Annotated in this window: 14 protein-coding genes and 1 other RNA gene; 2 read left to right on the top strand and 13 right to left on the bottom strand. The window is 57.0% G+C overall.

What is annotated here, in order from left to right:
- Window positions 1–243: 243 nt before the first annotated feature.
- The 3 genes from ACHZBF_RS05910 to ACHZBF_RS05900 all read right to left on the bottom strand — a co-directional run bounded on the left by ACHZBF_RS05910 (window position 244) and on the right by ACHZBF_RS05900 (window position 13,628).
- Complete coding sequence (locus ACHZBF_RS05910) at window positions 244–5,073, bottom strand: NAD-glutamate dehydrogenase (RefSeq protein WP_321527902.1); 4,830 nt, start codon at window positions 5,071–5,073, stop codon at window positions 244–246.
- Between the two features lie 197 nt (window positions 5,074–5,270).
- Window positions 5,271–6,221 (bottom strand): hypothetical protein, encoded by a 951-nt coding sequence (locus ACHZBF_RS05905; RefSeq protein WP_321527901.1) that lies wholly within the window; start codon window positions 6,219–6,221, stop codon window positions 5,271–5,273.
- A 117-nt stretch (window positions 6,222–6,338) separates the two neighbouring features.
- Entirely contained in the window at window positions 6,339–13,628 is a 7,290-nt protein-coding gene (locus tag ACHZBF_RS05900; protein WP_321527900.1) for a PKD domain-containing protein, read from the bottom strand.
- Between the two features lie 251 nt (window positions 13,629–13,879).
- Here ACHZBF_RS05900 and ACHZBF_RS05895 point away from each other — a divergent pair, with 251 nt between their 5' ends.
- Window positions 13,880–14,356, top strand: coding sequence for a hypothetical protein (locus tag ACHZBF_RS05895; RefSeq protein ID WP_029132943.1), 477 nt, complete (start codon window positions 13,880–13,882; stop codon window positions 14,354–14,356).
- Here ACHZBF_RS05895 and ACHZBF_RS05890 read toward each other — a convergent pair.
- From ACHZBF_RS05890 to ffs, 5 genes are all read right to left on the bottom strand, one after another.
- Complete coding sequence (locus ACHZBF_RS05890; protein WP_273439120.1) at window positions 14,353–14,664, bottom strand: endoglucanase; 312 nt, start codon at window positions 14,662–14,664, stop codon at window positions 14,353–14,355. The genes ACHZBF_RS05895 and ACHZBF_RS05890 overlap by 4 nt on opposite strands.
- Window positions 14,665–14,792: 128 nt before the next feature.
- Window positions 14,793–15,389: a recombination mediator RecR gene (recR, locus tag ACHZBF_RS05885; protein WP_029132941.1), complete on the bottom strand. Its 597-nt coding sequence runs from the start codon at window positions 15,387–15,389 to the stop codon at window positions 14,793–14,795.
- Between the two features lie 14 nt (window positions 15,390–15,403).
- Window positions 15,404–15,727, bottom strand: coding sequence for a YbaB/EbfC family nucleoid-associated protein (locus tag ACHZBF_RS05880; RefSeq protein WP_029132940.1), 324 nt, complete (start codon window positions 15,725–15,727; stop codon window positions 15,404–15,406).
- A gap of 266 nt (window positions 15,728–15,993) precedes the next feature.
- Window positions 15,994–17,685, bottom strand: coding sequence for a DNA polymerase III subunit gamma/tau (gene dnaX, locus ACHZBF_RS05875; protein WP_321527899.1), 1,692 nt, complete (start codon window positions 17,683–17,685; stop codon window positions 15,994–15,996).
- 158 nt (window positions 17,686–17,843) lie between these two features.
- Window positions 17,844–17,940, bottom strand: an RNA gene (gene ffs / locus ACHZBF_RS05870) — signal recognition particle sRNA small type.
- Between the two features lie 142 nt (window positions 17,941–18,082).
- Between ffs and ACHZBF_RS05865 the strand changes: the two genes are divergently transcribed.
- Window positions 18,083–18,292, top strand: a complete 210-nt coding sequence (locus tag ACHZBF_RS05865) for a GDCCVxC domain-containing (seleno)protein (RefSeq protein WP_157606767.1) — start codon at window positions 18,083–18,085, stop codon at window positions 18,290–18,292.
- On the opposite strand, the gene ACHZBF_RS05860 is transcribed toward ACHZBF_RS05865, so the two are convergent.
- The 5 genes from ACHZBF_RS05860 to ACHZBF_RS05840 all read right to left on the bottom strand — a co-directional run bounded on the left by ACHZBF_RS05860 (window position 18,274) and on the right by ACHZBF_RS05840 (window position 22,731).
- Window positions 18,274–18,573: a hypothetical protein gene (locus ACHZBF_RS05860; protein WP_051301964.1), complete on the bottom strand. Its 300-nt coding sequence runs from the start codon at window positions 18,571–18,573 to the stop codon at window positions 18,274–18,276. The two genes, ACHZBF_RS05865 and ACHZBF_RS05860, sit on opposite strands and share 19 nt — an antisense overlap.
- Before the next feature lie 31 nt (window positions 18,574–18,604).
- Window positions 18,605–18,853 carry a sulfur carrier protein ThiS gene (gene thiS, locus ACHZBF_RS05855; RefSeq protein ID WP_029132937.1) on the bottom strand — a complete coding sequence of 83 codons (249 nt, stop codon included), beginning with the start codon at window positions 18,851–18,853 and terminating at the stop codon, window positions 18,605–18,607.
- A 198-nt stretch (window positions 18,854–19,051) separates the two neighbouring features.
- The gene (locus ACHZBF_RS05850) at window positions 19,052–20,311 is read right to left on the bottom strand and encodes an NAD(P)/FAD-dependent oxidoreductase (protein ID WP_029132936.1); all 1,260 of its coding nucleotides are present in this window, start codon (window positions 20,309–20,311) and stop codon (window positions 19,052–19,054) included.
- Window positions 20,312–20,385: 74 nt separating this feature from the next.
- On the bottom strand, window positions 20,386–22,236 hold the full coding sequence (locus ACHZBF_RS05845) for an aldehyde ferredoxin oxidoreductase family protein (RefSeq protein ID WP_321527898.1): 1,851 nt from the start codon (window positions 22,234–22,236) through the stop codon (window positions 20,386–20,388).
- A gap of 15 nt (window positions 22,237–22,251) precedes the next feature.
- Window positions 22,252–22,731: a 4Fe-4S dicluster domain-containing protein gene (locus tag ACHZBF_RS05840; RefSeq protein ID WP_273439127.1), complete on the bottom strand. Its 480-nt coding sequence runs from the start codon at window positions 22,729–22,731 to the stop codon at window positions 22,252–22,254.
- Between the last annotated feature and the right edge of the window lie 105 nt (window positions 22,732–22,836).

The following is a 22,836-nucleotide window of genomic DNA, read 5'->3' as shown; positions in this document are numbered from 1 at the left end:
AAAGCTAACGATTTGATAACAGTTGAACCGATGGATCGGCAGTGGCCGCGACCGGCGGGTAGTGCGCCGGTCTGGCGGCCCTGGGACAGGCCGCCTGCGGAGCGGTACGGATTGCTGGTGGACGAACGGCCTGCAGGAGCTGCTTGAGCTGCGATCCCCCTTCGCGACTGAAGCCGCTCTACGGGGATAATTTCAACGGAGTTCGAGCCGACCAAAAAACCGGGGAGATCGGATGACCGTTCGTCACACGTCCGACTTCAGCAGCGACCCCACACCCGCCACAACCACCGACATCATGGCGAAGTCCACCGAAGTCCGCGCCTTCAGATCGGCAATCATTTTCAGATGCCGGTCATAGGCGAAGCGGTATTCATCCGCCCACTGCTCGATCATTTTCCTGGCGCTTTTCTGTTTCTTTACGGTAACCAGTATCTGTGCCGTGAGATCCCGCTGATGCTTGTTCAGGGTGTCGATCAGGCGGGTCTTGGCCATACTGTGCCAATGGGTCTGCACGGCAAGCCTGGAGATCTGATCCCGCACCCAGTGAAACTCCAGAGTGGACCCGAGATTGTAATAGAGCGACGCGACGACTTGAATCTCCCGCTTGCGCTGCTTCGCCACCTCCACCAGATCCATGGCCGACGAAAGCATTACAATACGGCTCACCTGCTGCGCCACTTCCCGGGGAACCCCGGCATTCAGGTAATATTTGATCTGACGATTGAGTGCCAGCCGGTCCTTGGAGGCCAGTGGTTTCGGCATCTGTTCCAGCAACTCCTGAACGCCATCCTGGAAGTAATCCACCAGGTCCCGTACCACAATTCTGTTCTGCCGCGCACGCAGTATCCAGAGTACGCTCTGCTCAATCAGGCGGGCGATCATGCGCATCATCTCCATCTGCACCGAGGTCGCTACCTGATTATCCAGCGCTTCGATATCACGCCATAATTCATCCGTCGAAAAAATCTTGCTGGCAGCCAGATAGGAACGGGTCACACCGGCAATATTGGTGCCGACCTCTTCACGCACCCGAAAGCCGAAACCGGGGCCGATGTGTTCCACAATGCTGTTGGTCAGATGGGTGGAGATGATCTCCCGCTTCAACTGATGCGCTCGCATCTCTTTACTGAAACGCTCACCCAGCACTGCGGGGAAATACTCGATCAACTCGGTTTCGAGAAATTCATCATCCGGAATATCCGAGTGGATCAGGGCCTCGAAGTAAGTCATCTTGCTGTAGGCAAGCAGTACCGCCACTTCCGGCTTGGTCAGGCCGCGCTTGGCGGCCTGCCGTTCAGCGATTACTTTTTTACTGGGCAGGTGTTCCAGCTCACGATTGAGTCGTCCCTCGCTCTCCAGAAAATCGATGAAGCGGGCGTGCTCATTGAGACGTTCCGGCGCTTCGGATACGACCATGCTGATCGCTTGGGTCTGGGCGTAGTTGTCCGCCAGTACCAGCTCGGCCACCTCGTCGGTCATCTCCGCCAGCAGCTTATTGCGCTGTTTCTCGGTCATGTCGCCATTGGCGACGATCTGGCCCAGCAGGATCTTGATATTGACCTCATGGTCGGAGCAGTCGACGCCGGCCGAGTTGTCGATGGCATCTGTATAGATCAGGCCGCCCTTGATGGAAAACTCAACCCGTCCCAGTTGGGTAACGCCCAGGTTGCCACCCTCGCCTACCACCTTGCAACGCAGCTCATTGCCATTCACCCGCAGGGCATCGTTGGCCTTGTCACCCACATCCTCATGGCTCTCCAGTTCGGATTTGATATAGGTCCCGATACCACCATTCCAGATCAGGTCAACCGGCGACTTGAGCAGCAGGTTGATCAATTCTGTGGGGGTCATCTTGTCGACCTTGGCGCCGGTCATCGCCTTCACTTCATCGGTCAGAGCGATGGACTTGGCACTGCGCGGGAAGATACCACCTCCTTTTGATATCAGCTTTTTGTCGTAATCGGTCCAACTGGAGCGCGGCAATTTGAATAATCGCTCCCGCTCCTTGAAAGTGACTTCCGGATCGGAATCCGGGTCCAGGAAGATGTGCATGTGATTGAATGCCGCCACCAGCTTGATATGCCGGGAAAGCAACATGCCGTTGCCGAACACATCCCCGGACATGTCGCCAATGCCCAGCACCCGGAAGTCCGTAGTCTGGATATTTACCCCCAGTTCACGAAAATTGCGCTTGACCGACTCCCAGGCGCCACGGGCGGTGATACCCATCTTTTTATGGTCATAGCCGACCGAACCACCGGAAGCAAAGGCATCGCCCAGCCAGTAGCCATAGGCATCGGCCACTCCGTTGGCGATGTCCGAGAAGGTGGCGGTGCCCTTGTCCGCCGCCACCACCAGGTAGGGATCATCCTCGTCATAGCGCACTACATCAACGGGCGGCACGACAGCTCCACTCTTCAGATTGTCGGTGATATCCAGCATCCCCTTAAGCAGGGTGCGATAACAGAACACCACCTCCTCCATCATCTGTTCACGCGCCAGGCCATCCAGTGGGCGCTTGACTATAAATCCACCCTTGGAGCCAACCGGCACGATCACCGTATTCTTCACCATCTGCGCCTTCATCAGACCCAGCACTTCGGTACGGAAGTCCTCCATTCGGTCAGACCAGCGCAGCCCGCCACGGGCCACCTTGCCACCGCGCAGATGCACCCCTTCCATACGAGAGGAGAAGACGAAGATCTCGAACATCGGCATCGGCAGGGGCATACCGCTTACCTGGCGCGGATCAACCTTGAATGAAATATAGGACTTGGTCTCGCCATCAGCATCCTGCTGGAAAAAATTACTGCGCAGGGTGGATTGGATAATGTTTACATAACTGCGCAAAATCCGGTCCTGATCCAGGCTGGCCACTGCCTCAAGCAGCGACTCGATCTTCTGCAGGATAGAGTCAATCTGCGTCGCCTTGGCCTTGCTTTTCGGATTAAACTTTAAGTTAAACAGGTCCACCAGCAGCCGGGTGATCTCTGCATTGCGGGTCAGGCTCTCAATAATGTAGGAGCGGCTGAAGGGGAATTTTATCTGCTTGAAATAGCGCGCATAGGCACGCAACAGCACCACCTCTTTCCATTGCAGCCCGGCATCCAGCACCAGTTGATTGAAGCCGTCATTGTCGACTTCACCCTCCCATACCTTGAGAAACGCCTCCTGGAACAGCCGACTGCTCTCTTCTGTCAATCGCTCCTGGCCGCCGGAATAACTCATGGAGAAGTCATGAATCCAGACATGCCCGGAGGGGTGGCGTATGCGGTACGGCCGTTCACCGAATACCGTCAGCCCCATGTTCTCCAGGATCGGTATCACATCCGAGAGCGGCACCGGATTGGTCGCGGAGTAGAGCCGGCAATGTACATACTCGGAGGATTCGAGTATCGGCCGGTAAAAATTAAGATCCAGCTGACCACTCTCGCGCGCCCGTTCAATCCTGGCCACATCTGTCGCTGCAGTACGTGGATAAAAATCCTCGCGAAATCCGCTTGGAAAGGCGTTTGCATAGGCTTTGTAATACTCCGAACCCTTCGCCTCGCCAAATTGTTCATTCAGTGCCGTATGCAGTTCATCCCGCCAGGTGGTGGTTGCATTGATCACCAGTGGCTCCAGCTCTTCCAGACTGCATTCCATTTCACTGTCTGGTGACGTGTGAATAATCAGGTGAATACGCGCCAGGGTCGATTCGGTGAACAGGGTGCTGAACTCCACCTCGATTCCGTTCATGGCCCTCACCAATACCTTCTGGATACGTAATCTCAACTCCCTCGAATAGCGCTCCCTGGGCAGATAAATCAGACAGGAATAGAATCGCTTGAACAGATCCCTGGAAACAAACAGGCGTGTGCGCTGCCGCTCCTGCAGACCAAGAATGCCCATGGCCAAGCGTTCCAATTCATCCACCGGCGTCTGGAACAGTGCATCACGGGGAAAGGTGGTGAGAATATTTTCCAGGGCCTTACCTGAATGGCTGGAAGCGGAGAGACCGGAGCGACTGATTACCTCGCGGGTCTTCTGTCGCAACAGTGGAATATCCTTCGGCGGACTGTTGTAGGCTACCGAGGTAAAGAGACCCAGTAGACAATAGAGGCCATCCACTTCACCCTGACTATTGAAACGCTTGATGCCGATAAAATCCATGTAGGCGGGCCGATGCACTGTGGACCTGGCATTGGACTTGGTCACCACCAGGAATTCCTGTGTAGCGATATAAGCCTTACCGCCCCCCACCGGTATCACCGCCCCCGCCTGTTGATCATTCAGACAGGACTCCTGAAAGAGGCCGAGCTGGGAGGACTTATCCAGTTGCAGTCTCGGTGTACCCGCCTTGTCGACAAGGTCAAACTCGCAATAGGCGAGAAAGGTAAAGTGGTCGTCTTCAATCCATTTGAGGAACTCACAGGATTCCGCTTGCCGGGCCGCATCTACGGGCAGTTTCTCTTTAGACAGAATCTCCCGTATCACTGTGGCCCGCTGTTTCATCGGTTCCCAGTCGGTATTGGCGTAAGTCACATCACGGATTACATCGCGAATCATTTTTTCCAGTGCATGAAGCACATCGGCGGAGAGCTGTTTTTCCACCTGGAAATGGATCAACGACTCCACTTCACCACCCTCGTCGCCCAGTGACCTGATCTCCTGCAAATGTCCGAGTTGATCACGAACAGTGCGGATCAGGGGATGTATCGTAAGATGGATGGTCAAGCCAGCCCGATTGAGGCCCATGGATAGTGAGTCCACCAGGAAAACCCGATCGGTGGTGACAATCTCGATGATGGTATGGGGAGACTGCCATCCATGCTCTTCAAAACTGGGGTTATAGACCCGCACCGAAGGCGTGGCTCCCGTCCGCACCTTTAGCAGTTGCCAGTGAGCAATAACCGCACCCACCAGATCGGCAATTGCCGTTGATTCCAGGTCTGATACCGGTATATGCCGATAATAAAAGCCCAGCATCTGTTCGATCTGGGCGCGGTCCTTTTTGTTGAATCTGGAATCAGGATAGCCAGCGAGGTTATCCATCATTTGCTGCAGCAGGGTATTCCCCTTGTGTCTCGTCATTTCCTATTTCCAATGCGGTTGGCGGATTGCATGCATCGAGGCCGACAATAACCCGACGCTGTTTTTATTATCACAGCTTAGTTTAAACTTAGCGCAGGGCAGGCACTTTATCCAGATATATCAATAGAAAAGAACAGCTATCTTTATCAATCTCTACTGATTGTTGGCCCAACAGTTACAACCACACTCACCCAGGCTCATTGCCCCGCCCCGACCCGGTCCCGAAACAGCACCGGCACCAGCCGTCCATGCACGGCACGCCATGAAATCAGCGCCAGATAGGTCATGCCGGCCACGGCCAATACCAGGAGAATCCACTCGCCGGCGTCGAGCAATTCATACTTTCTGAAACGATAGGTGGTGACCAACTTCAGCTCGCTCGACTTGACCAATGCGACACCGATATGGAGTAGCACATAACCTTCCAGGGGTAACACGACCCAGCCGAACAGGGGAATCAGCCATACCGTGGCCAGGCTGAACAGCAGGATCAGCAGGGGGACAAAGATATCCAGACCGGTAATATCATTCATGGCAAACAGCGGCAGGCAGGCGGCCACCACCAGCGCGGTCGCCAGCAGCGCTCCGGGCAGTGGTGAACGTGATGCAGCCGCGCTCGCCGTGGTATTTTGCGAGGCGAGCCGGCTTTCCACGCGCCGCTTCACCGCCTCATAGTTCTCTTCGCTGCAGTAGAGCTGCAGCAGATCACGCCACTGGTTCCTGATAACGATGGTGCGTTGCTTCGGATGGTAGCGGGCCTCACAGACACCGCTCCAGGCAAGGTCGATCCGCTCATTGCTCACTGCCAGGAGTCCAGCGCCGGCCGTGCGGGGACTGGCGCCCAGGGCACCGGCCACCACCGCCATGCGCGCCAGGGTACGGGCACGGCTGTCCAGACTCTCATAGACTATGCCCTTGTCGGTGAAGGTGAAGCGGGCATGGAAGCGGTTGCCAAACAACAGCAACATGATCAGCAGCCCCAGCAGGGTCAGACCGGTAATCGCCAGGGCAAATCCGACTGCCAGCATCGGTAACGCTTCCGGTTCACCAGTGCCGATGAAAATCGCCGCCATGATAAGCATGGCAATCAGATAGGTGGCTCCCATTGCCTTGAACCAGGCCTTTAGCACCAGTGGGTTGGTTACCAAGGGAAAGTGTATCTCCCATGAGAGGTCGGGATTATTGTTGGACAAGGTACACCTCACTCATTCTGCTACGATTGCTGTTAGCGCTGCGGGATTGGTTATCCATGCCCCGTTCAACCTTCACTGCCTTGACCCACTCCAGGAGGCACTCTTATTCACCGGGGCATCACAATAACTCCACTGGCCCTTGAAGCTGTTGCCACTAAATGTCCAATGGATACGTCCCCAGTAATAGCGCCCATCCTTCTTGGTTTTACATTTGTGGGAGGAGTTGTTCTCTATCCAGTACCCATCCAGCACGCCGGATTTGATCGTACCGATGAGGGTTCCGCCATCAACCGGATAGGTGCCCTTCACCTGATCCCCGTTTTGCGTGAAGGTGATGGTCCCCTCCGTGGACTTCCAGATTCCATTGATACCATTGGCAGCTTCTGCTATTCCACCAGCGCTCCCGGGAAGCTCATGATCCTTAGTCCCACTCCAGGGTTTCGACTTGTCCGTAGGGTCGGCATCACAGTAGCTCCAGATTCCGCTCATTTTGCCGTCTTTGATCTCCAAGCGGAGACGACCCCAGTGATAGCGACCATCCAATGCAGTCTTGCAGCGCACTGAAGCACTGTTTTCGCTCCAGTAGCCGTCAAATACACCTGATTGATAGGTTCCCTTGATCTTGCCGCCATCAGCATTGTAACTGCCTTCCACCTGGTCACCACGTTGCAGCAGTGTCATAACCCCTTCTGTGGTTTTCCAGACACCGGACATCGGGGCCGCCCTTTCAGACGCAGTCAACTCGGCTAGCGGTGGATCTTTCTGTTGCTGTTCGCGCAGCATCTTTTCGGCGAAGGCTATGCGGCTGTTTGCCTCTTTAGCGTGGGAAGGTGACAACTCTCGTTGTTGAGACTGCCGGGCATTCTCCAGCATCTTCTGCCAATCCTTCTTTTTAAAACTCCAGGAATTGATTTTATCCACTTGCTCCATAAACTTGTTATACGCCTGCAGCGCCTTATTGAACTCATCACTGACACGTCGCGAAAGCAGGTTGACTATCTGCCCGGGCATTTCGGCGTGCAGTTTCTCCATCTGCAACAGCGCCTTGTGGGCGGACCAGACCTTATCCGCAGCAATCAGCCGGTCAAACTCAGCCGCCTTGGCTTCCACCGCTGGCCAGGACTTGGCAAAACGTTTCGCCTTTGCCAGTTTTTCCTGCGCATCTTTGTCTGCGGGGTTCAGACGCACAGAGACCTCCAGATCCTGCATGCCCTTATCGAAGTCCCTTTCATAGGTAGCCGCCCAGCCACTGAGTTTCGCCTTATGGGCAATCTGCTTCGCTGCCGGCGCCGCGAGCTTGGGTGCAAACTTTTCGGCTTCCCGCACGGCGCGTTCCGCCGCCGGCATATTGCCGGATGCGGCCTGCTGATTCGCCTCATCCAGCCCTTTTTTGGCCTTGTCCTCGGGACCATCGCCCCTTGGTCCATCGGCAGGTTTGTCTGTATCAGGCTTTTTATCAGGCAAAGGCTTGTCGGCAGGCTTATTCCCTCTTGGATCTTTCGCCTTGTCTTTTCCTGTGGGCGCAGGGGTCAGCTTGATCACCGTGAGTGAAACCTCCGCCTCACCCAGTTTCCGACCATCCTTGTCCAATGCGATCACCGTTGCGTTGATGTCACCCGGTTCACTGCGGGATACGGTAGGAGACTGGGATGCCGGATTGCTCAGACTGGTACCCTCATTGACCGCCCACTGCCAGCGTATGACATCCGGTTTTGTGCCACCCTGTAGTTCCGCCTTCAGGGTGATGCGATCAAACACCGCACGCGACCCGTGCGGTATCGGTTTCAATCCGCCTTTTGCCGGGTCCCAGGTCATCGGTTGATTGGGCAATTGCACAACCCAGGCTTTGACACTGTAGGCCACACCGGTATAGCTCGATTCGATTTCACCAATCTCGTCACCATGCACCGGCACGCGTGCCAGGGCTTTCAGCTTGATGGGTTGGGTATCCTTGATCGTGAAGCTGATTCGATTGCCGTTGGGGCCAATTTCCAGACGGTTGGATGAGGCCGGGTCAAACCAGCGATAGTCGATCAGCCGTTCAGGCACGGACGGTTTGGCATGCAGTGTCGCCAACACCTGCTGACCGACATAGGCCTGACCATTCTGCGGTTCAAAGGTGACGGTAAACGCCGGCGGAATAACTTGCACGGTCTCCTGATCACACTCGCCGACGGTTTGGTAACTCCCCTCGATCGCCTGCAACAGTTCACACCAGATCTTTACCTCACCCATGCGGTCATAGGTAACGGTGGTCTGTCCATTAAAACTGTCCGGCGGGTCAAAGGTGAGCCCGGGCTCTGACTGCCAGATCACCTTATATTCGGCCATCGGCGGGGGCAGCGCTTCTTCCTCTTCATCGGGTGGCGATACGTAGCTATCGCTCAGGATCTCTTTCGGTGCCGCACTGCTTGCCGCCATGGTGGCATGTACCGAGGTATCCACACAGAAAGGGTTATCCGGCTTGGCACAATGATCGATCTCCGGCGCTTGCACGCCTTGATCAAAGGCGTTCAGGGCCGCTGTACTGCCATAGAACACATTGCCCTTGAGTCCTTTGATCTTGATCGCGGAAGGCGCTACCCGAACCGTCGTCACTCCCTCTCCGCTGTTACCTTCGGCATCCGTCACCGTGACAGAGACGCTCCAGTCACCGGCCCATGAAGGGGTCAGCGATGCTGTGGTACCGGAGCCAGTGGCACCTGACCAGGCGTATTGGTAGGGTGGCTTTCCACCCGTAACTCCGGCAGAGAGGGTGACCGGTTTACCGACGGAGACCACCGCACTCGGCCCGGCCAGTTTCACCTTCAAAAACTCTTGTGGCTCCTTTTTCTCTTTTTCAATATCCACCGATGCACACTGACTGGTGTAGTCGACACGCGGAACTGTCGTTTGCGGATAAGGGAAAGGCAAACCATGTTTTTCAGCCAGTTGATCGACCTTTTCAAACCAGGTTTTGGATGCCGGAAAACCGGTACTGGCCATTATATGTAACTCTTGCGGCAGCTCGGTTTTCGCAATACGGATACGCTTCTGCTCATCCGAGTGTGCAAGCCGTAGACTTTTTGGCAGGCAACTCTCCTCGTAGTCATATGACTTTTTCTTGCACGCATCGGCTACCGCTGGATTGGACTCTCCACCATTATTGAAACAACGTGCAAAATAGGCTTCACGCTGTTTTTCAACCGCATCACGGAGATCGTGGTAGACCTTGTTGTCCACCTTCTCCAGTTCCCGGATATAGGGCTCCCAGGCCAGCAACCACTGCTTGGTCACATCTCGCAACTGCGCCAGATCACTACGGATAGATTGCATCCGCTTGTCCCACTCGGCCGTTCGATTGTTGCGCATATCCTTATCTTTTCGCGTCGCCTCCTCGGCATCGACCAGACGTTTCCAGTCACGCCCCTGCGGAGTGAAATCCGCTGTTGAATCCGGCGCTGTATCAGCGCGATCCTTCTCTGCCTTTTTCTCTTCCTCCTGTCTCTTTTTGGCATCGTCCTCTGGCTCCGCCTCACCTGAGAGTGGCGCTATTTTCACATAGCTTTCCGCCAGCACTTTGGCAATCTGTGGATTGTAGTGACTGGTCAGCTCGACAATCAGTTCACCTGCCCCATCAACCACGACGTTGACCTTCTCACCATAGGGAGTATCAATTTTCAATGGCCCACTGGTTTTCCAGCGCCAGAAATATTCCGCGGGCGGTGTCGCGCTGTTCAACCTGGCCGTGGCGATGGTGGTTTCGCCCAGCTTGGGGGTATAGGGCTTGAGTGCGACATCAATCTTGAGTGACTTGAGCAGACAGCCTTCCAGAGCGGCCCCCGCCTTTCCGGTCAGATAACCGGCCATCTCAAACTCGCTCATCGCCTTCTGCAGACGTATGCCCACATTGCTTGCCGTGCTTTTGTAGAGATCACGCTCATTGGAGGCGAGTGCATAGGGCATGGCCGCCATGAATGAAATCACCGCATCCGCCAGTTGCTTGGACTCGGCCTGCGCCTTGGTCAGTGCGCTGTCGGAAAGGCTGTCGCGCACATCAAGATAGCGACTGCGCGCCGTTTCATAGGCGTCATTCCAGGCGGATTCACTACTGGCAAGTTCCTTGTAGTACTCCTCGAGATTTTCCAGGAATGAGATCTTGTGCCGTATGGCGGCCAGAATGGCGTAGACATCCTGGTGGCAACTGTTTTTCGGGTCATAGCCGCCCCTGGCGCGGAAACCGAGGTCCTTGATCAGCCCGGTGACTTTCTCGACCACACTCTTGTGACCGTTGTCGATCATCGCCGCCAGCTTGCTGATCCGTGGCTTATCAAACTCGGGATAGCCGGTCAGAAACCAGTTCGCGGGTTGATAGCCACCCTTGACAACCGCCAGCCTCGCCTTGATCTGTCGGACCAACCTGGCGATCTGTTGATACTCTTGCAGATAGTGTTTGTAGATTCGATAACGCGAGAGCGGCAGCGTCTCATGCTCCATGACATTCTTGATGATCTTTGTATAGGCATCGGCACTGCGTTTTGCATGAGAGACCAGAGAGTGGACATTGAGCTCGTCCTGTAACTTGATCAATGCCTGTGTGGCCTTTTCCACCTCTGCTTCATAATCCTGGGCGACGCGGCGTTCCTCCTCTGCCCAGGTTTTCAATTGTGCCAGGGTCTGATTGAGTGCCTGTGTGCGTATCTGGTAATACTCCCGGAACAGGAACAGCGCCGCCTTGCCGCCTTCACGATCAATCCGCAGCTTGGCATCAAACTCATCTTCCCAGATCTTGTCATTGAAAGTCGGAAACAGCACCTTCAGTGATTCGCGCAACTCTTTTATCTTGGGATACTGGGGAAAGACATACTTTTCCGCATAGTCCCGAATGGAGCCATTCAGGGTAGGTACTGACAACAACCCATCCGCCCGTTCCGATTGATAGGGTACATTGCCTTTTGTCGTGAGCAGCTCCTCATAGCTGATCTCATGGTGTCCCTGTGCCCGGTCAAACAGACCGGCCAGCACCATCGGCTGATCACCGCCCCCTTCCCAGTTACCCGACTCAATCCAGGCCTGAATCAGATCCTGTGCCTGGCTGGCATCGTAGACACCGCCGGCAATCGGTGCCGAGGCCGCTATCAGACTGGCCACCACGGCGGGAATCTGTCCACCCGGCACTACCCCCATCACACCGATGGTGACAAACAGTCCGGACTCCAGCGCCTTGGCCTTGTTGCCGGTAAACCCGGCCTCTATACCACTGAGGATGCCGTCGGCAAAATCACCCACGATAGGCAGTGCGGTGACCCAGGCATTGGCCAGCGCCAGGTTTTCATCGGCCGGCTTCATCGGCGGTGAACTGTTCAGAATGGAGTAGGTTTTATACAGGCCATTGGCCACCGAGAAGACCACATCCATGGCACCTAGATCACCCGCTTCGCCAAACTCGGCAGGCGTCAGATCGAAGATATATTTACGTGCCTGCCGCTGCCACTGATTCAGTGTCAGCGCCTGTTTTGACAAATTCCTGCCCAGCCGCTCGGCCATGTCCGCCGCCTGATCCGGCAGCAGCTTGATACGCAGCCGGGTCTCCATCGGCAACTTCAGTTCGGCCTCCAGCCAGCCGAGTTTCTTCAGTTCATCCGCCGGAAGCTGTGACAACTCACTGATGGTTTTGCGCACATCATCATCAGCCACACTGATCAGCGCACTGCTGCGACTGCGTTTCCAGTCGTCAATCAGCTGATCAATCGAGCCGGGCCTGGTGTCCAGCTCAAGCATGTTGACTGAACCGAGAAACAGCACTTCACTGCGTGCCTTCTGTAACTTCCTGGCCGCCTCCGCGGGCAACTCCTGCCCCTTCAACATCCGTGAACGCAGCTCATGATAATCGGCGGGTGATATCTCGCCACTGCTGACCAGGGCACGAATCAGCCGCATGCCCACGGAGTCGACGGAGTTATCCGCAAAGATCTCCAACTGCTGGCGGATATAACGGATGGCCAGTTGGCCTGCATCACTGCCGCTGAACTCCTTCTCCAGTACGCCCAGTATCTCGGCCGGTCCTTTTCCCGGCACCTGGCTCATGGCGGAGAGACCGCTGGCCAGGTCATTCAGGTCAAACTGGACCAGTTGCTTGCGAAACAGGGCTTCCAGCTCATCGGCCGATCCGGCGGCCTGGGCAAGCTTCACACTATCCAGTTCTTTAACCAGACTATCCACATCAATAATCAGCTGATTCTCGACCCATTGGTGCATGGCGCGCTGCACGCCATTTTCCACATCCAGTTCCGAGAGACCGTTCAAGGCGAGAATGGTGGAGGCCTGGTTTGGCTTTTCCGCAATGGCCCTGGCAACCAGCAACGCCTTGTTTTCAGCGTCGCCGATATGGATCAACAGGGCGGTGCTGTCCACATCCTCCCAGATGCGTTTCACATATTTGGCGGTACCCGATAGTCCGCCCTCCTCACCATGCTTGAAAAACATCGCGTAATCCGTGGCCACCTTGGCAAACTTGGCCCGTCTGCTGGTAGGCATCAGGGCAATCACCTGCTCCTGCAGCAACTCTGAAATCGCTTCAGGGCCACCGGGCTTGAGCACCCAGTTACCCGACTCGGAGACGATGCGCCGCACTTTTTCCGGGTCACCCAGGTAATCAATATTGAAAAAACGCTGACCGGCGGCGCCGCGATACATATCCTTGGCTGAGGCGGCCACCTGTGCCTCCAGGTTCTGTTGCAGGGTCTTGTTCAGGGCCTGTTTGAACTGGTCGATGGCGTTGGCATCACCCGCCTTCAGTGCGGTTCTCGCACTGGAAACCGCGTCATTGAGATCCTTGTAGGCGAAATTGGGCAGATCCGAGGTGACAATTTCCATCGCATCACTGGTCAGGCTGGCGGGAATCTTCAGTCCGTTGTTCCGTGCAGCCTTGAACAGCGGATCCCCCTCGGCCGCCGCCAACATGGCTGCCGTCTTGTCACGGATCGCACGCTCTATCCTGGCCCGCGCCTCCCGGGTATTCCCCCCCACATAGAGCACGTCTATATCGCGGGCCGGTTTGCATGAACCACTGGCCAGAAAGACATCGGCCGGCTCCCCCAGGGCTTCAGCCGCCTGCCGGGCTGACTCACCCACCAGCCGGATACGGAGATTCTGCACATCATCCTGTATCTGTTGAGGCAGTTCGGCCATGTGCTTGCCATACCAGTCAAGATCCCGGGTCAGCAGCAGCATCGCCCCTTCCGTCAACGGCTGTTCAGGATGGCTTTTGACCGAGTCGAGGATAAATTGGCCCAAGTCATCGGCCTTGACCGGCAGGGCAAACAGGAACAGCAGTGGCAACAGCACGGCTGCCGCCAGACGACACTGAAACCGATGGAACATTTCGATACTCCCAAAACTGATTCTTCTTATTTGGCTTCCCTGCTAATCCTCTGAAGGATCATCGGGAGGCGTACTGCGTTGATCTCAGTGACCTGACGATTTCAATGCAACTACCAAGGGATTATCATAATATTCACGGGTTTTAAAACAAACCCTAATGTAGGTTAATCATGAAATTGCCGCCTCAACCTTGCAGTAAGACTCGCTGTCAAAACAGGGCCAATCATTCGTCCACCCGATGAGACGCAAAGATGAAACAGCAGTTACCCCGAATACTCCTCACCCTGCTTGGCCTGATTCTGATGGCCTGGGGTGTCATAACGCCCCTGGTCGGTTTATTGGGAGAGACAACCGATGCCCGGGTCATACACGTTCGAAGGCAGCTGGGCGAAAGAAATGAAGCCATCCCTAATCGCTATACCCACGTCATTAGCTACCGCTTCACCTTACCCAATCGGCAGTCTGTTGAGGGATTTTCCTACGTGCTGGGCACATCGTTTTCCATTCCGACCCTTCATGCACCCGGTCTGGTGAAGGTGCGCTATCTCCCGCTGTTCCCTCACCTCAACACCCTTGAAAGACAGGCCACACCAAACCTGGAACATCTGATCGTGGCGGGCGTCGGTTATTTGCTGGCGTTTGGTCTCTGGCGGAAAAAGAGCAGCGGGAAAGGCCGAAAACGAAAAGCGCGCGTCACGAAGAAAGCTGTGGAGAAAAAAGAGTCCTAGGCGTACTCATCCACACCCAGCATGCGACTCACCTTTTCCCGCTCTTCGGCATCTTCCAGGATGCGGTAGGCACGCAGCGCCTGGCGGGTTTTGGCATTGATGCCATCATCGGCAAGGTTCTGCTGGTAAATCAGGCCGGCGCGAACCTCCAGACCGGCACGCTGTTCTCCGGCAGGGATGGCCGCCTTTGCGGGGGTGGATTGATCGAAACGGCGCGAGGGATCATCACCCTGACTGGCCGGTTGCACCGGTACCAGGGAACGGGCGACGGATGGGTCGAAAAAAGCGCTGCCGAGGGAATTAATCACGCGGATATCAATCTTCGGGACGGATTATCGGCCTGACAGCCAGCCCATCCCGCGATTACCCATCAGATACATGTGGGACACTATCTGTCCTCCTTCCGAATTGATACTCATCCACGGACCACTATAGCTCAAAACTCCCGCCGGCCGCTAAAGGCGTGAGAAAGTGTGCCGCCGTCCACATATTCCAGATCGCCACCCAGCGGGACGCCGTGCGCGATCCGGGTGACCCGGATTCCTCTCGCCCGTGCCATCTCACCAATATAGTGGGCGGTGGCCTCGCCTTCGACTGTCGGATTGGTCGCCAGGATCAACTCCTGGATATTACCCTCGGCCAGACGCCGGTCAAACAGATCCAGGCCAATCTCCCGGGGACCGATGCCATCCAGTGGCGACAGATGCCCCCCGAGCACGAAATAGCGCCCGCGAAAATCAGTGGCCTGTTCAATCGCAACCACCTCGGCCGGGGTCTCCACCACGCAGATCTGGGCATCATCCCGGCGGGGATTGGTGCAGAGGTTGCAGATATCGGTTTCGCTGAGGGTACGACAACGGCTGCAGTGGCCGATGCGCTCCATCGACTCACCCAACACCCGGGAGAGTAACCGCCCGCCCTCCCGGTCGCGCTCCAGCAGGTAAAACGCCATACGCTGGGCCGATTTTGGCCCCACCCCGGGCAAACAGCGCAGGGCTTCCATCAACTGCTCCAGCAGTGGACGATCAGACATGGTGACAGCAGACCCTAAAACGGCAGTTTGAAGCCGGGCGGCAGGCCCATGCCGGAGGTGACATCACTCATGCTGTTCTGGGTCTTTTCCGCTACTTTGTGTACCGCGTCGTTCATCGCCGCCGCCACCAGATCTTCCAGCATCTCCTTGTCGTCACCGACCAGAGAGTCGTCAATCTCGACCCGGCGTACCTCATGCTTGCCGTTGAGCGTGACTTTGACCAGGCCGCCGCCGGACTCACCGGTCACCTCTTCTTTGGCCAGTTGCTCCTGGGCCTTCTGCAGATCGGCCTGCATCTTCTGGGCCTGTTTCATGATGTTGCCTAAACCGCCTTTCATTCAGGTATTCCTCGATAGTATTTAAAAGTCTTACTGCTGTCCCGTTGAACTCCCTCTCCCTCAGGGAGAGGATTGGGGTGAGGGGATTATGATGAGGTAACTGTTTGTTAATTCATGCCCTCATCCTGTCCTTCTCCCGGGGGAGAAGGAACCCACATATTGGCGTTTTCATCTCTTTGTGCTTCGCTGTTGTTTGCAATACCACTAATAATCAATGAGTTACAAATATGCGGCGCGAGACTTCATGAAGCAGCTGTTTAAAAGTCTCATTCATCCACCGGGCGCACCGAGCCCGGGATCACGGCCGCCCCGAACCGGGCTTCCAGGGCCAGCACCATGGGATCTTCCAGTATCGCCACCTCGGCCGCCTGTTGCCGGTCGGCAACGACCTGGGCCTGGATCTTGGCCGGTGTCGCCGCCTGCACCGTTTCAGGTGCTATCTTCAGCTTAAGCTCGCGACCGAGGTAGGCTTGCAGCGACGCGTGCAGGCGCTGTTCCGTACTGCCCACCAACATGTGCTGGTGGGCCTGATCCAGTTTCAGACTCAGGGTCACGCCGTCCCAGTAATCATAGACACAATTATTGGCCAACTGTTTGGCAATACCACCCAGGGAGAGCTGATCGACCACCTGATGCCAGTGGCGGAACTCGACCGGCTTTCCGCTATTATCCGGCGCGGCTGACACCGGGACCTGGAGGGGCGTTTTCTCCGGGGCAGATTGCGGCGCAACCGGAGCCGCAAAAGCTTTGCGGTCGGTGTTCATCGCGGGTTTTGCAGCCGGGGTTACAGCGACTGGCGCAGCCGTTTCAGAGCGTTTTTTTTTATCCGGCCCCTGGCTACCGTCACTCCCGGCCGCCGGTCTCTCCCCGCTGCCCTGCGGCCGAAATGCCAGCATGCGCAGCAACACCATCTCAAACCCGGCACGGGGGTCCGGTGCCAGCGGCAGATCCCGCTGGCCGATCAGTCCAATCTGGTAGAAAAGCTGCACATCACCAGGTGATAACTTGTCAGCCAGTGCAGCTACCTGCTCCTGGTCACCGGTGCTGTTGTCCACAGCCTCCGGCACCGCCTGCACCAGGGCAATCCGGTGCAGCAGCGAGAGCAGATCCTGCAACACCCCGGCAAAGTCCGGCGCCATCTCGGCCAGTTCACTCACCAGCCCGATCACCCGGTTGGCATCCAGGTCGGCCAGCGCATCCAGCAGATCATGCACCCGGTCCTGGGCGATGCTGCCCAGCATCGCCTGCACATCGGCTTCCAGCACCTTTCCGGCACCAAAGGCGATGGCCTGATCCAGCAGGCTCAGGGCATCCCGCATACTGCCATCCGCCCCCTTGGCCAGCAACAACAGGGCTCGCTCCTCATACTGCAGCCCCTCGCGCTTGAGCAGCTCCAGCAGGTACGCCTGAATCTGATCCAGCGGCAACCGCTTCAGATTGAACTGCAGACAGCGCGACAGCACCGTAACCGGCACCTTCTGGGGATCGGTGGTGGCAAGCAGGAATTTCACATGGGGAGGCGGCTCCTCCAGGGTCTTCAACAGGGCGTTGAAGCTGCTGTCGGAGAACATGTGCACCTCGTCAATCAGATAGACCTTGTAGCGGCCTCTGACCGGGGCATAGGGAACGTTCTCCAGTAGCTCGCGCGTTTGATCCACCTTGGTGCGGGAGGCGGCATCCACTTCCAGCAGATCGACAAAACGTCCCTCGTCGATCTCCCGACAGATACTGCACTGCCCGCAGGGGGTGGAACCGACGCCATGTTCACAATTGAGGGACTTGGCAAAGATTCGCGCCAGCGTGGTCTTGCCGACCCCCCGGGTGCCGGTAAACAGGTAGGCGTGGTGCAACCGGTTGTTGTCCAGGGCATTGCCGAGCGCACGTACGACATGCGCCTGCCCCACCAGTTCACTGAATATCCGCGGACGCCACTTGCGGGCTAGCACCTGATATGACATGGATTCCTTGCGATCTCTACACTGTCGGGTTAACTAAGTGCAGGAAGTGTACCTCAATGACCGGCGGTATTCACACCCGGATTGGAGCTATGGCGGTTGAGGGGACGGATACGAAGGGAAAGCCGTAGGGACTATACTGTCCGGTAAATGGAGGCGGCCCGCACCAGCCACACCCCGGCACACGAGTCCACTGCTGCGGCTGCTCCCTTCCAGGCCTGACCGGGTTAACAGTTTTTCGTTGCGAGGGGACCGATACGAGCCGCCATTACCTGAGTGATGCCGCCACCGACAGGGTGGGGAATCGAGCTGGGGATTATCCGGGTCTGCAGAACGGGGGTCAACCTCGACGTGGTTTTTCTTTTCATACAGACGGGCATGCGCATTGAACAGCCACCCCATTAAAACTGAATCGGTCATCACCTGCCCCGCGTGCGGCCATCGGAAAACGGAGCGGATGCCGACCGACGCCTGTCAGTGGTTCTATACATGCGAGGGATGTCTACGGTTGTTACGGCCACTGCCGGGGGATTGCTGCATCTTCTGTTCTTACGGTTCGGTGGTCTGTCCGTTTAAACAGGACGAACACCATCAGCCCCCGCCGCGCTGAAAATACTGGTCGAAGCGCCGCATGAACTGGCTTCGGGCTGCCTCATCCAGTCCGACAAACTCAAACTCGACCGGCGTCACCGGCAGACTGAGGGAAGCGATACGCCGCTCCCCGGTCTCCCCGAGGGCGATGGTGATGGAACCATTCGGATGAGTGATGCTGAACACGCGCCCCTCAACCCGATAGGTCAGGGGGGCAACAGCGGAGGGCAGTGAACGGATGAAATCGTTCAGGGTCAGCCCCATGTCACGGCACAAGCGGGCGGGAATGGCTTTATTCATTCACCTCCCTCACCCGGAAAAAAAGTAACATCTAACCACCGGCCACCGCCGGCCAGACCGCCAGTTGATCGCCCTCCATGAGAGGATTATCCCGCTGACTGGGCGGGATAAAGACCCCATTGACCAGTACCAGATGCACTTCCGCGCGGGGTACGCCCTGCAGCTCAAGCAGTTGAGCCGGGCTCATCCCCTCAGCAACATCCAGGGCAATCTGATGATCTTCCGCACCGGCCGGCAGGTACTGCCCCAGGGAGGCGTACAGTTTGAAATTAACCTTCATAAGCTGGTTTATGCGGCTGAAGCCGCTCCTACAAATTCTATGCTGTTCAACACCGATCACATAAATCCTGAAACTGACGGGCACGCAAGCTTTGCCCATCCTGCATCCATATTTAGCTGAACAGTGGCAATCGGACCACCCCGTCGATTGCAGCCATACGCAGCCGAAGCCAAACTCGACTGAAACCGCGCCCGCCGGTTAGCCCTGGGTCAACTGGGTGGCACCCAGGTAGGCCTCCATGATACGCGTGGGATCCTCCATCAGGTGTTGCTTCCATTTGCCCAGCCTGGTCCGGCTCTGGATCAGACCACGCAGCACCCCGACGTGTTCCGTCCTGCCCAGGGTGATCGCGCCGATCAGCCGGTCCCCGTTGAACTGCAGCTTGATATAGCGATACTCATCGCTGTCCAGCCGATGCACCTCATCACCGCCGGGGACCCCCATCCACTGCCCGTAAGAGACCGAGACCAACCCCAGGGTATCCAGCACGTTCATCGCCATGCTGCCAGGATAAGGAGTCACCTCTCCACACATATTGAGCGCGGCAATCCGACCGGTCTCTGCCGCCACCGGCTGAATCGCATGGACCGCATGCTGGCCATCGCTGCCCCAGTCGATCCCCTCGCAGGTGTCACCGGCGGCATAGATACCAGGCACCGAGGACTCCATGTACTCGTTCACCACTACGCCCTGTGCCAGCTCAATACCACTGTCCCGCAGATAATCGACCGCCGGCTTGACCCCGGCTGCCACCACCACCAGGTCGGCCTCCAGGGTCCCCACCGGGTCACAGCTCAGGGTGATACGGGCAGCTCCCGACGCGTTCGCCTTTACTCCCGTCACCCGGGTCGAGGTGTGCACCGTGACACCTTTATCGATACACCACTGCTTGATCAGATTACCCGACTCCTGGTCCATCATTCGGGGCACCATGCGGTCGCCCATCTCCACCACGGTGAGATCAACACCCCGTTCGGCCAACGCCTCCATGATGATACAGCCGATAAAGCCGGCCCCCATCAGCACCACATGGGAGCCTGGCTGGGCATATTTCACGATGTTGCGGGCATCTTCCAGAGTCCAGCAGTGGTGAACCCCCGGCTGATCCAATCCATCTATGGGTGGTTTTACCGGATCGGAGCCGGTGGCCAGCAACAACCGGTCAAAGCCGAGAGCTCCGCCTCCAGCCAGTTGCAGCTGCCTGGCGGCACTGTCCACCCGGGTCACCCGCTGCTTTAGCTGACGGACACCCAGGCTATCCAGATGTTTGGGATCGTGGCGCAGGTAGGTGCCCTGCTCCGGAATCTTGTCAGCCAGATAGTAGGGGATGGCCATCCGGGAGTAGGCGGGTTCCGGCTCGTCACCAATCAGTATCACCTCGCCCGACGGGTCCTGTTTTCGTATCGTCTCGGCGGCAGTCACGCCTGCCGGACCTGCTCCGATCACTACGTATTGCATGGAACATTTCTCCTTGCATTGATGAAAAGAGGAGAGCAGCAACCGCTGCTCTCCCCTTACTCCACCCCCGCCAATTATGAGAGACCGAGACTCCGCAGGGTATCCGGTGTCGGCACCCCTTCCTTGCTCCAGCCGCGCAGTTCGTAGTATTCAGGCAGCATCTTGTCCAGGCCATTCACCTTGCCGGCGGCCGGACCGGATGATGCCGGTTCAGTCAGCAATCGTTTCGGCAGCGTGTCATCCTTGGCGGTGAAGCCGGCAGCCATATTGAACTGCCTCTCCATGTTCCAGATGCGCTCCCCGGTCTGGGCCAGGCGCTCCAGGGTCCATTCGCCCTCACAGGCGGCATCGATCTGGGGATAGAAATCCTCCAGGGTCCAGGCAAAGGTGGTAAAGACGCAGAGCCCGCTGGAATCGACCGCCGCGGTGGCATCCTGGAACGCTTTGACCAGCCCGGCCTTGCCCTCGGTAACCAGCGGATCGGTCTTCTCCGGAATACCCAGGATCTCGGAGGCCACGGTGTAGCTGCGCAGGTGGCAGGCCCCCCGGTTACTGGTGGCGTAGGTGAGGCCCATGCCCTGGATACCGCGCGGGTCATAGGCCGGAAACTCCTGGCCCTTGACGCTCATGGAGAGCTCCGGATGGCCGTACTTTTCGCACAGACGCTTGGATCCGAGGCCAAGAATCATGCCGAACCCCTCACCCTTACCCACCTGCTCAGCCATGGTGGTCAGCGCCTCGGCTGAACCAAAGTTGAGTTTGACACCTCCCGTATCCTCATCGGTAATGACCCCCATCTCGTACAACTCCATGGCGGCGGCCAGGGTGGCGCCGAAGGTGATCGGGTCATATCCCTGTTCGTTGCAGATGAAGTTGGCAAAGGTCAGTGCCTCCAGGTCATCCACCCCACAATCGGCACCCAGCGACCAGGCGTTCTCATACTCCAGGCCGCCGGAGGCGCCCCAGTATTCGGGACGGTTCTTTACCGTGTAGTGCTCCTTGTCGATGCGCGCCACCCGGCCGCAGGCGATAGTGCAGCCGAAGCAGGCCTGGTTGGTCACCAGGTTGGCCTTGCCGTCACTGACGCGCGGCTCGTGCATCGCCTCGCCGGAGATTTTTGAAGCACCGTCGAACTGAACTACCGAGGCGTTCTTGGTGGGCAGCGCGCCCACCTCGTTGATCACATTCATCAACACCTGGGTGCCGTAAGTCGGCAGTCCCTGTCCGGTGACCGGATTTTCCGCCAGGATCTTTTTCTTTTCCATCACGGTCTGCATGAAACGCATGGGGTCCTTGACCGATACCCCCTTTGTACCGCGCACCGCCACCGCTTTCAGGTTTTTTGAACCCATGACGGTGCCGACGCCGGAGCGCCCGGCTGCCCGATGCAGATCGTTGACGATACAGGCGTACATCACTCCCTCTTCACCGGCCTTGCCGATGGCGGAGATCTTCAGCTGCGGGTCCTGATGTTTGGCGTGCAGGATCTTGTCCGTATCCCACACGCTCTTGCCCCAGATCTCATCGGCCGGGATCAGCTCGGCGTGATCGTCATTAATGTAGAGATAAACCGGTTTCGGCGCCTTGCCCTCGAAGATAATCATGTCCCAACCGGCAAACTTGAGCTCTGCTCCGAAATAGCCGCCCGAGTTGGAACAGGCAATGGCGCCGGTCAGCGCCCCCTTGGTGATTACCGAGTAACGCGCACTGGTCGACGATGCCGTGCCGGTGAGCGGACCGGTGGCGAAGATCAGTTTGTTGTCCGGCGACAGGGGGTCAACCTTCGGGTCGACCTCTTCCACCAGATATTTTGAACCCAGCCCCCGCTGCCCGAGATAATCCGCTGCCCATTGCATATTGAGGGGTTCAGCGGTACAGCTGCCTTCAGTCAAATTTACACGCAGGATTTTTTTCTGCCAGCTCATGATCTGCTCCCTTCTCTATGCTTGTGCCGCGGTTTGGGTATCGGTCCGGGAAGCCCAGGTACGCATTTTGTCGTAGCCGGTGCCTTCCGCATCAATATAGGTGATGGCCTGGGTCGGACAGGCCTTGGCACAGGCGGGATCACCGCCGCACAGATCACATTTCATAACCTTGCCAGTGGTGGTGTTGTAGTTAATGGTGCCGAAAGGACAGGCAATGGTGCAGACCTTGCAGCCGACACAAAGTCCGTCATTGACCATCTTGGCGCCAGTGGCCACATCAAGGGTGATCGCTTCCGTGGGGCAGGCGCTCTTGCACCAGGCCTCATCACACTGGGTGCAGGTGTAGGGTACGAAGCGCCCTTCGGTATGGAAGGTAAACACCTTGATACGGGATTTGGCGGGATTGAAATTGCCTTCATGCTCGAAGGAGCAGGCCATTTCACATTGTAGACAGCCCGTGCATTTGTCCGGCGAGATATAGAGTGACCTCTGCATCATTGTCTCCTCTGAATGGTTATGTATTTTTTGCGATCTGGTGAGCCTGTCTGGCGCTGGTCACGGGGCGCTGAACCACGGATATCCGTGAGTTGGCAAGAGGCA

The sequence above is a fragment of the Sedimenticola selenatireducens genome, from assembly GCF_963675335.2.
In the GTDB taxonomy this organism is placed as follows: domain Bacteria; phylum Pseudomonadota; class Gammaproteobacteria; order Chromatiales; family Chromatiaceae; genus Sedimenticola; species Sedimenticola selenatireducens.
This window is presented reverse-complemented; position numbering and strand designations above follow the sequence as displayed.

Bases quoted from the DNA above. Each gene is read 5' to 3' on its own strand.
- ACHZBF_RS05910 (WP_321527902.1), bottom strand. From the start codon at position 5,073: ATGACGAGACACAAGGGGAATACCCTGCTGCAGCAAATGATGGATAAC.
- ACHZBF_RS05900 (WP_321527900.1), bottom strand. From the start codon at position 13,628: ATGTTCCATCGGTTTCAGTGTCGTCTGGCGGCAGCCGTGCTGTTGCCA.
- ACHZBF_RS05895 (WP_029132943.1), top strand. From the start codon at position 13,880: ATGAAACAGCAGTTACCCCGAATACTCCTCACCCTGCTTGGCCTGATT.
- recR (WP_029132941.1), bottom strand. From the start codon at position 15,389: ATGTCTGATCGTCCACTGCTGGAGCAGTTGATGGAAGCCCTGCGCTGT.
- ACHZBF_RS05880 (WP_029132940.1), bottom strand. From the start codon at position 15,727: ATGAAAGGCGGTTTAGGCAACATCATGAAACAGGCCCAGAAGATGCAG.
- dnaX (WP_321527899.1), bottom strand. From the start codon at position 17,685: ATGTCATATCAGGTGCTAGCCCGCAAGTGGCGTCCGCGGATATTCAGT.
- ACHZBF_RS05860 (WP_051301964.1), bottom strand. From the start codon at position 18,573: ATGAATAAAGCCATTCCCGCCCGCTTGTGCCGTGACATGGGGCTGACC.
- thiS (WP_029132937.1), bottom strand. From the start codon at position 18,853: ATGAAGGTTAATTTCAAACTGTACGCCTCCCTGGGGCAGTACCTGCCG.
- ACHZBF_RS05850 (WP_029132936.1), bottom strand. From the start codon at position 20,311: ATGCAATACGTAGTGATCGGAGCAGGTCCGGCAGGCGTGACTGCCGCC.
- ACHZBF_RS05845 (WP_321527898.1), bottom strand. From the start codon at position 22,236: ATGAGCTGGCAGAAAAAAATCCTGCGTGTAAATTTGACTGAAGGCAGC.
- ACHZBF_RS05840 (WP_273439127.1), bottom strand. From the start codon at position 22,731: ATGCAGAGGTCACTCTATATCTCGCCGGACAAATGCACGGGCTGTCTA.